The 7,258-nt window shown below is 49.9% G+C and carries 5 protein-coding genes and 1 pseudogene; all 6 read right to left on the reverse strand.

Features of this window, described 5'->3' with window-relative positions; genetic code table 11:
• Positions 1 to 123: 123 nt before the first annotated feature.
• On the reverse strand, positions 124 to 1,032 hold the full coding sequence (locus tag K4A83_RS21175; protein WP_265266693.1) for a hypothetical protein: 909 nt from the start codon (positions 1,030 to 1,032) through the stop codon (positions 124 to 126).
• 102 nt (positions 1,033 to 1,134) lie between these two features.
• Positions 1,135 to 1,602, reverse strand: coding sequence for a hypothetical protein (locus tag K4A83_RS21180; RefSeq protein WP_265266694.1), 468 nt, complete (start codon positions 1,600 to 1,602; stop codon positions 1,135 to 1,137).
• A 45-nt stretch (positions 1,603 to 1,647) separates the two neighbouring features.
• Positions 1,648 to 4,848, reverse strand: coding sequence for a valine--tRNA ligase (locus K4A83_RS21185; RefSeq protein WP_265266695.1), 3,201 nt, complete (start codon positions 4,846 to 4,848; stop codon positions 1,648 to 1,650).
• 176 nt (positions 4,849 to 5,024) lie between these two features.
• Positions 5,025 to 5,453 (reverse strand): photosystem I reaction center subunit II PsaD, encoded by a 429-nt coding sequence (gene psaD / locus K4A83_RS21190; protein ID WP_017304392.1) that lies wholly within the window; start codon positions 5,451 to 5,453, stop codon positions 5,025 to 5,027.
• Positions 5,454 to 5,545: 92 nt separating this feature from the next.
• Positions 5,546 to 6,988, reverse strand: a complete 1,443-nt coding sequence (locus K4A83_RS21195; protein WP_265266696.1) for a DUF3084 domain-containing protein — start codon at positions 6,986 to 6,988, stop codon at positions 5,546 to 5,548.
• A gap of 186 nt (positions 6,989 to 7,174) precedes the next feature.
• A pseudogene (locus K4A83_RS23710) lies at positions 7,175 to 7,258 on the reverse strand (RNA-guided endonuclease TnpB family protein); the annotation flags it as partial.

Raw genomic sequence — 7,258 nt, forward strand, 5'->3', positions numbered from 1 at the left:
GAGGGGAGCAGGGGGGCAGGGGAGCAGGGGAGCGGGGGAGCAGGGGAGCGGGGGAGCAGGGGAGCGGGGGAGAAATTCCCTATTACCTTCTTGCCTCTAGCGTCCGGTTTTATTGAGTAAGCCTTACCTACGCTGGGAGATGATGGATAGCTGGGGACGGCGTTGGAGGTTGGGGGAGGGTGCGATCGCCTCCTGAGATAAATCTGGGATAGCCCAGAGGGAGTAGACACCAGACCAAGCGGCAAATAAAGCCTCGACGGGTTTGAGGAGGGGAGACAGATCCCGCGATAAGCGCCAAGGAATGGGGAGGTTAATCATACTGTTATACACCCCGGACAGTGCCCCAGTTAACTGTAGGGTGCAGTGGGGGGTGGGTTCTGGGTACAAGGCGCGCTGGAGGCTGGTGGCTAAATCCTCTGGAGTTGCAGCCCAGTTATAAAGAGCCATCCAGATGGGTCTAGCAGGCGCGTTAAGCTCTTGGTTGTGGAGATTTGACAGTATCCAAGGTTCATCCCGGTTAAGGGCTGTTTTTAGGGCTTTTAGGCTGGGGGTGAGGTGGGGGCAGTGACCGACGACCCAAGGATGCAGTTGCTCCAGTGCTTGGCGGGGGTTTGTGCCTTGAAGTGCGATCGCCATACTTTGCCCCCATAACAACACCTCATCCACAGTCCCAGACTCCCTCAAATAGTCCTGTGCCAAACCCCGCAAAGCTTGCTCCAACAAATCAGGCTGATCATGCCAATACAGAATCAAGGGCAAACTCATCACCGCTACCTCTGCCTCGGTCATCCCTTCCCCCGGTGGAGCGAATTCATCCCTAACCCCATCACTCTCTCGGAGATGTTTTAAATAATCGAGGGAATTTCCGGTGATTAAGTGCTTTAGAACACAAAATTTAATTTTCTTTGTCAGAGAATAAGATCCTGAGATGCTTAGTCCTGAGTCATCCTGACCAAAAATTTCGGGGCAATGTTCTACTATCTCACTCCCGACCCATCCCCCTTCAAACCGACTCAATAAAGAATAGTGCATGGTCTTACCCACTCAGTCGAATACCAACCCCCTCGACAAGAGTGGGTCTTTTGCTATGCTAGTCCAGAAATTCAGTTCCCGACAAATGGGGAATCGGGGAGATTACTGTTCACTGTCTCCTGAGTTGGCTTTGAGTTCAGCTTTTTCCTTTTCCAGTTCGGCTTTTTCCTTCTGCAAACTGTCTTCTATCTGCTCGCGGCGGGTTTCTACTTCTAACAGTTTGATACTAATTTCCTGACTCTTGAGGGTAAGTTCTTGCCGCCACTGCTCAATTTGAGCTTCGGCCTCGCTTAACCAACTCGCGGCAGCACTTTGACTTTTAGACACCTTCTGCACCAGTTCCATTACCCAGTCGGCAGCGTTTTCAAGCTTCAGGACTTGGTGATTGTCACTCAATTCCACTAAGACCAGTAAACCATCACTGAGGGGATTAGCTAAGGCTTCATCCCCTACGGTGACGACTTGAGGTTCACCGACAATCCAAATATCCTCGGCGGTTTGTTCCGCCAGCAATTTAAGTTCTACTGCGTCTGATGCCGACTTTTTTTGTACTTGTGCCAGGTGTAACATCGCCTTGGTTCGTTTTGGGTGATTGATTAAGCAAACAGAGAGCGATTATTGAAGACGCACCAAGCGATCGCGCAAAATTTTAGCTTGTTGTTCGGCCTCCGCTAGAGCATCCCTTGTCCCTTGCACAACGTTGGCCGGTGCTTTATTGACAAAATTGGGATTTTTTAGACGAGCCGTGAGGGATTGCACTTCCCCCTCTACTTTGCTCAAGTCCTTTTCTAGCTTGGCACAAAGCGCCTCAATGTCAACTAACCCTTGTAATGGAATCAGGACTTGAATGGTGCCGACAACTCCGGCAAAGGCCTGTCCATATTCTTGATCTAAGCTAGGGGTAATTTGGACGTTTTCCCCTTTACCAACGTCTTGGATATAAACCTGACCTGCCGTTAAAACTTGGCGTTCGGCTTCGTTCTCACTTTGGAGAATAATGGAAACCGTAGCACCGGGTTTAATGCCTGCTTCAGCGCGCAAATTGCGAACAACCCGAATTGTACTAATAATTAGCTCAAAATCCTGTTCGAGTTTAGGATCTATTAGCGTTTGGGGAAACACTGGAGCAGTGGGTGAGGTGGATTGTGGGGTGGACTCCTCTAAGGGACGATCGGCGGGAGTCACGGGGGAGGTATTGGGGGTTAAGTCCATCATTTTTCCGAGCCACGCTTTACCCCGTTCCCAAGTCGCTTGACGATCCTCAACTCGTCCCAAGTAACGATAGACAAACCACCCACTATAGATGAGTCCAATCAGTTGGAACGCGGGTTCTAGGAAGAGAATCTCATTGATGGCATCGAGGGCGGCGAAGACAAACCGCAACACCATCAAGAACAAGATTAAGGCTCCGAGAACCCAAAGCGATCGCCGATTCTGTTTTAGGAAGTTGGTGGCATTAACGGGCAAGTCTGCCAGAAATTGTACAACAGGATTGTCATAATCCGCCGTTTTTTGGGTTAGAAAGGCTAAAGTATCCGTTTCTGCCAGTTTTTGCTGTTTCTGTTCATAGGCTTTTAGCACTTCGTCCACTTGGGGATAGAGTTGCAGGGCTAAAACCGGATCAGATTGTTGGGTGAGGGTGTGCCAGAGTTCCTCGGTAATATGGGGCATGAAAGGATGCAGGAGTTTTAAGATCCCTTCCAACACATAACCGAGGGTTTGCTGTGCCACTCGTCGGGATTTAGAATGGCTACTTTGCCGTAGACGGGGTTTGACCAGTTCAATATACCAGTCGCAAAAGTCGCCCCAAATGAAATCATAGAGGCCTTTGGCGGCTTCTCCTAAACCGTATTCATCTAAGTGGGAGCGGGTTTGGGCGACGACTTGGTAAAAACGGGAGAGAATCCAGCGATCGCTTAACTCCAAAGCCTGCACATCGGGCATCCCTAACTTTTGTGGGGTTTTGCCGTCCAAATTCATCAACACAAAGCGGGAGGCATTCCAGAGTTTATTGGCGAAGTTCCGCGAAGCTTCCACCGATTCCGACTCATCAGTTTTGCGGTCATACTGTAAGCTAATATCCTGCCCCGCCCCAGCCACTTCTTTAATCAAGGTATAGCGCAAAGCATCGGCGCCATAGCGATTGATTAACAACAGAGGATCAATGCCATTTCCGGCTGATTTTGACATTTTCTTGCCGTTTTCATCCCGCACCAGCCCATGAATATACACATCCTTAAAGGGCATTTGTCCGGTGAAATGCCCGGCCATCATGGTCATGCGGGCAACCCAGAAGAAAATAATATCAAACCCCGTCACGAGGGTAGAGTTGGGGAAGTATTGACTGAGATCCTCTGTTTCTTGGGGCCAGCCCATGGTAGAAAAGGGCCACAAACCAGAGGAAAACCAAGTATCCAACGCATCGGGATCTCGGACTAATTCCACATCTTCGCCAAATTTTGCCTTAGCCTTTGCCCAAGCTTCCTCCTCACTCCGGGCTACCACAAAGGGGGTATCATCGGTAATTTCCCCTTGGGTTAAATTCACCGCATACCAAGCTGGAATTTGATGGCCCCACCACAACTGACGGGAAATACACCAATCTTTTAACTTCACTAACCAATCCCGATAGACCTTTTTCCAGCGTTCCGGGACAAAATAGGGGGAATTGTTTTGATCCAGTTCTTGTAAGGCTTTTTGGGCGAGGGGTTCAATTTTTACAAACCACTGGGTAGACAAGAGAGGTTCAACGGGGACCTTGCCGCGATCGCTATAAGGCACTGTATGGCGATAATCCTCCACTCGGGACAGCACCGCGTCCATCTCCAACCGCTTAATCAGATTCTTGCGCGCCGTGAAACGGTCTTGTCCGGCGAACTCCCCAGCATTCTCATTTAAGGTGCCATCTTTATTCAAAATATTAATAAACGGCAAATGATGGCGTTTCCCCATCTCAAAATCATTGGGATCGTGGGCTGGAGTCACCTTAACGCAGCCTGTCCCAAACTCCGGATCCACCAACTCATCGGCAAAAATCGGAATTTTTCGCCCCACAATCGGCAGAGTCACCGTCTTGCCAATGAAGGACTGATAGCGAGGATCTTGGGGATTTACCGCCACCCCCGTATCCCCTAACATGGTTTCCGGTCGCGTCGTCGCCACTTCCACCGACCCACTGCCATCACTCAGGGGATAGCGCAGATACCACAAAAAGCCATCGACTTCCTTATTTTCCACTTCCAAATCCGACACCGCCGACTGGGAAGCCGGACACCAATTGACCATATACTGACCGCGATAGATCAACCCCTCATCATAAAGGCGCACAAAGGCCTCTAACACCGCCTCAGACACCCCAGAATCCATAGTGAAGCGTTCCCGGCTCCAGTCTGCCGAAAGACCAATACGGCGCAATTGATTTACAATGGTACCCCCGGAACTTTCCCGCCAAGCCCAGGCCCGTTCCAAAAACTTCTCCCGTCCAATATCATCGCGGGTTTTTCCTTCTTCCCGTAATTGACGCTCCAAAATGGTCTGAACTGCAATACTCGCGTGATCTGTTCCCGGTAAGCAGAGTGTATTTTTCCCCAGCATCCGGTGGTATCGCACCAAGGTATCTAACAGGGAGGTATTAAAAGCGTGTCCCATGTGCAGGCTGCCTGTCACGTTGGGAGGGGGGATGACAATGCTATAGGTTTCTCCTCCGGCGCTGGGATCTGCTTGGAAAACGTGGTGTTCTTCCCAGTATTGTTGCCATTTCGCTTCTGTGGCAACGGGGTCATATTGGGTTGCTAGGGTGGGGGTTTTTGCAGTCATGCGGGACGTGAGTTAAATAAAAGCCTGAACGTACTTAAATTTTGCCATAGGGAAGGGGGGGTTTTAAGCTTTTTGGTCAGATTTTCCCTAGACAACGGTGGTGAGCAACAAAAAGGGTACGATAAACCGTACCCTTTTTTGGATTGTAAAGTGTGACCAACTGAGCCAGTTGTCAACTAAACATCATAGGGAGCTTTCCCAGAGAACTTAATGGTTACAGGTTCTGGGTTGCTGCCAATATTACGGTCTTTTTTACCAGCGAAGGGACGACCTTCATTGACTTTTTCGGGGAAGACACCATCGGCAGGGTGGAGATATTGGGTTTCTCCGTTGGGATAAATCCGATAGATTTTGTAGTCTTCGATTTTGGGTTTGAATTTTGTCCGCAGTTGGGTGCCAAGAGCGAGGCATTGTTCTTTACGGGCTAGGTAAAGCAAGTTTTCGCCTTCGTTCATAATGGCCGCTCCACCTGTGGGCATTTCAAACACTTGTTCTTTGCTGCTGGTCCAGGTGATGGCGTATTTTTCTTCTACGTCTGCTTTGGTGAGCAGTCCGCCTGTGCTACCGCCAAATTTGGGGGGCTTTCCAGAAAGGGCTTCTGTCATAGTTTTCTCTCTAAAACAATGAGTTTGTTTAGGGAATGCTATCACCCTAGGGCGGGACTGTTAGTGCTTCTGTCAAGAACTGTAACAGTTTGTTATGTACTAAAAACCACGGCCCCATTTTTCAGGGCGACTAGCTTAATTTTTAAGGGTCCAGAGGTGTAGGTGGAGTCTACAGTAACAGCGCGTAGTTCATTATAGGGTTGCCCGGAGCGCAACATTTGGTCTACAAAGTCGGTGAATTTTTTAATGTCGCCGTCTTCAATTTGAATGTCGCCGACAATGCCTGTGCGTCTGGCGCGGAATTGGGTGGCGGCAATCAAGGTGTCTAGACGTTCGGTGATCTCTTGATCGCTCATGGTATCCGGTTCGACGGAAACGGTGGCAACGACTTGATCGGGGGCAAATATTTGTTGATTGACAACGACATCGGCAAAGACGCGCACAAAGGGTTCTTCTGCGACATAATTTCCGGCTGAGAGGATACGCACAACATAATCGCGTCCGTCTTTGATTTGGTTAATTAACTGTTGAACTTGAGCTTCGGTGATTAAGACGACTCGTTCATTAATGGGTTCAGTTTGTCCGGGACGGGTGGCTTCTATGGCTCGGCGATTGGCTTGACGGAGGAGTTGATCGACGGCATCTTGAGCGGCGTTGGGGTCTAAAATCCGCACGACTCCGAAACTCAGGACTTCCCCTCGGGCTAGGACGACACTTCCGACGCGCAAGCGTTGATAGTCTTCTTCGAGGCCGGAAACGGCTCCTTGGAGAAAACTGAGTTGTCGTCCCAGTTCTAAGAGGGTGGATTCTCGATTTTGTAAGGTTTGATCTCGTTCGGCGATCGCCTCATCTAAATTCTGAATTCGCTCATCTCGCTCGTTAATCTCCCCTTGTAGGCGGTCTTGTTGCCGGGCGAGGTCTTGAAAACGCTGTTCTCGTTCCCGCAATACTTGATCTTGGGCGGCAATGCGTTGATTCCGTTCTTGGATGGTGCGATCGCGCTCTCGGACTTGTCCCTGAAGTTGGGGGATTTGCTCTAATAATTGCTCTCGTTGCCGTAACAGTTCCTGTTGTTGTCGCACCAGTCGTTCCCGTTGCTCTCGCAATTCCTGCACCTCATCCCCCAATTCGGCGGCCTGTTCTTGGGTAGACTCATAACGTTCTTGGATGATGATTAATCCCTGTTCCACCATCTGTTTTTCCTCATTGACCCGATTGAGTTCTGACTCAACTTGCCCTTTTTCTAGGCTGATGTGATATAGATCCGCTTCGGCTATTCGCAACTCGCGGAGAATATCATCGAGTCGGAAAATCCCTTGGCGCAAGGACTTACTACTGGCAAACAAAATTCCCAGTGTACTCGCAGCAATGGCTGTCCCCGTCAGGACTGTCACCACAATGGCTGTATTCTTCGGCCGGAGGTTAAACAGGCGGAGTCTCGCTTTACCAACTTTTGTCCCGATGCGATCGCCTAATACAGCCAGTAACCCACCTAGCACTAAAACGGCTGCAATTAGGACGTAAGCACTGGTCATGGGCTCCCTACTCTACTCTGTTGCTGTTTGTTAAGCTTACCGCTTACCATTCAATCTTGCCAGTTTCTGGTGAACCCCCCCTCCCTGCAAGCGAGGAAGCAACATTTTGTTAAATGCTCAATCCTCAGTTATCAATATTTAAAGGTTGACGTTCTCCCCCGCCTGAAGGCAGGGGGATTCATCGTTCTACGAGTCTCCGTTAGCTGACAGGATTTCTCCAACCAACCAAGAGGGAATCTCTCCCGATGCGTGAATTCGGGCGCGCCCCAC

The sequence above is a fragment of the Spirulina subsalsa FACHB-351 genome, assembly GCF_026130165.1.
Taxonomy (GTDB): domain Bacteria; phylum Cyanobacteriota; class Cyanobacteriia; order Cyanobacteriales; family Spirulinaceae; genus Spirulina_A; species Spirulina_A subsalsa_A.

What these genes read in the sequence shown, in the direction of transcription:
- K4A83_RS21175 (WP_265266693.1), bottom strand. Translation starts at nt 1,032, where the DNA reads ATGCACTATTCTTTATTGAGTCGGTTTGAAGGGGGATGGGTCGGGAGT.
- K4A83_RS21180 (WP_265266694.1), bottom strand. Translation starts at nt 1,602, where the DNA reads ATGTTACACCTGGCACAAGTACAAAAAAAGTCGGCATCAGACGCAGTA.
- K4A83_RS21185 (WP_265266695.1), bottom strand. Translation starts at nt 4,848, where the DNA reads ATGACTGCAAAAACCCCCACCCTAGCAACCCAATATGACCCCGTTGCC.
- psaD (WP_017304392.1), bottom strand. Translation starts at nt 5,453, where the DNA reads ATGACAGAAGCCCTTTCTGGAAAGCCCCCCAAATTTGGCGGTAGCACA.
- K4A83_RS21195 (WP_265266696.1), bottom strand. Translation starts at nt 6,988, where the DNA reads ATGACCAGTGCTTACGTCCTAATTGCAGCCGTTTTAGTGCTAGGTGGG.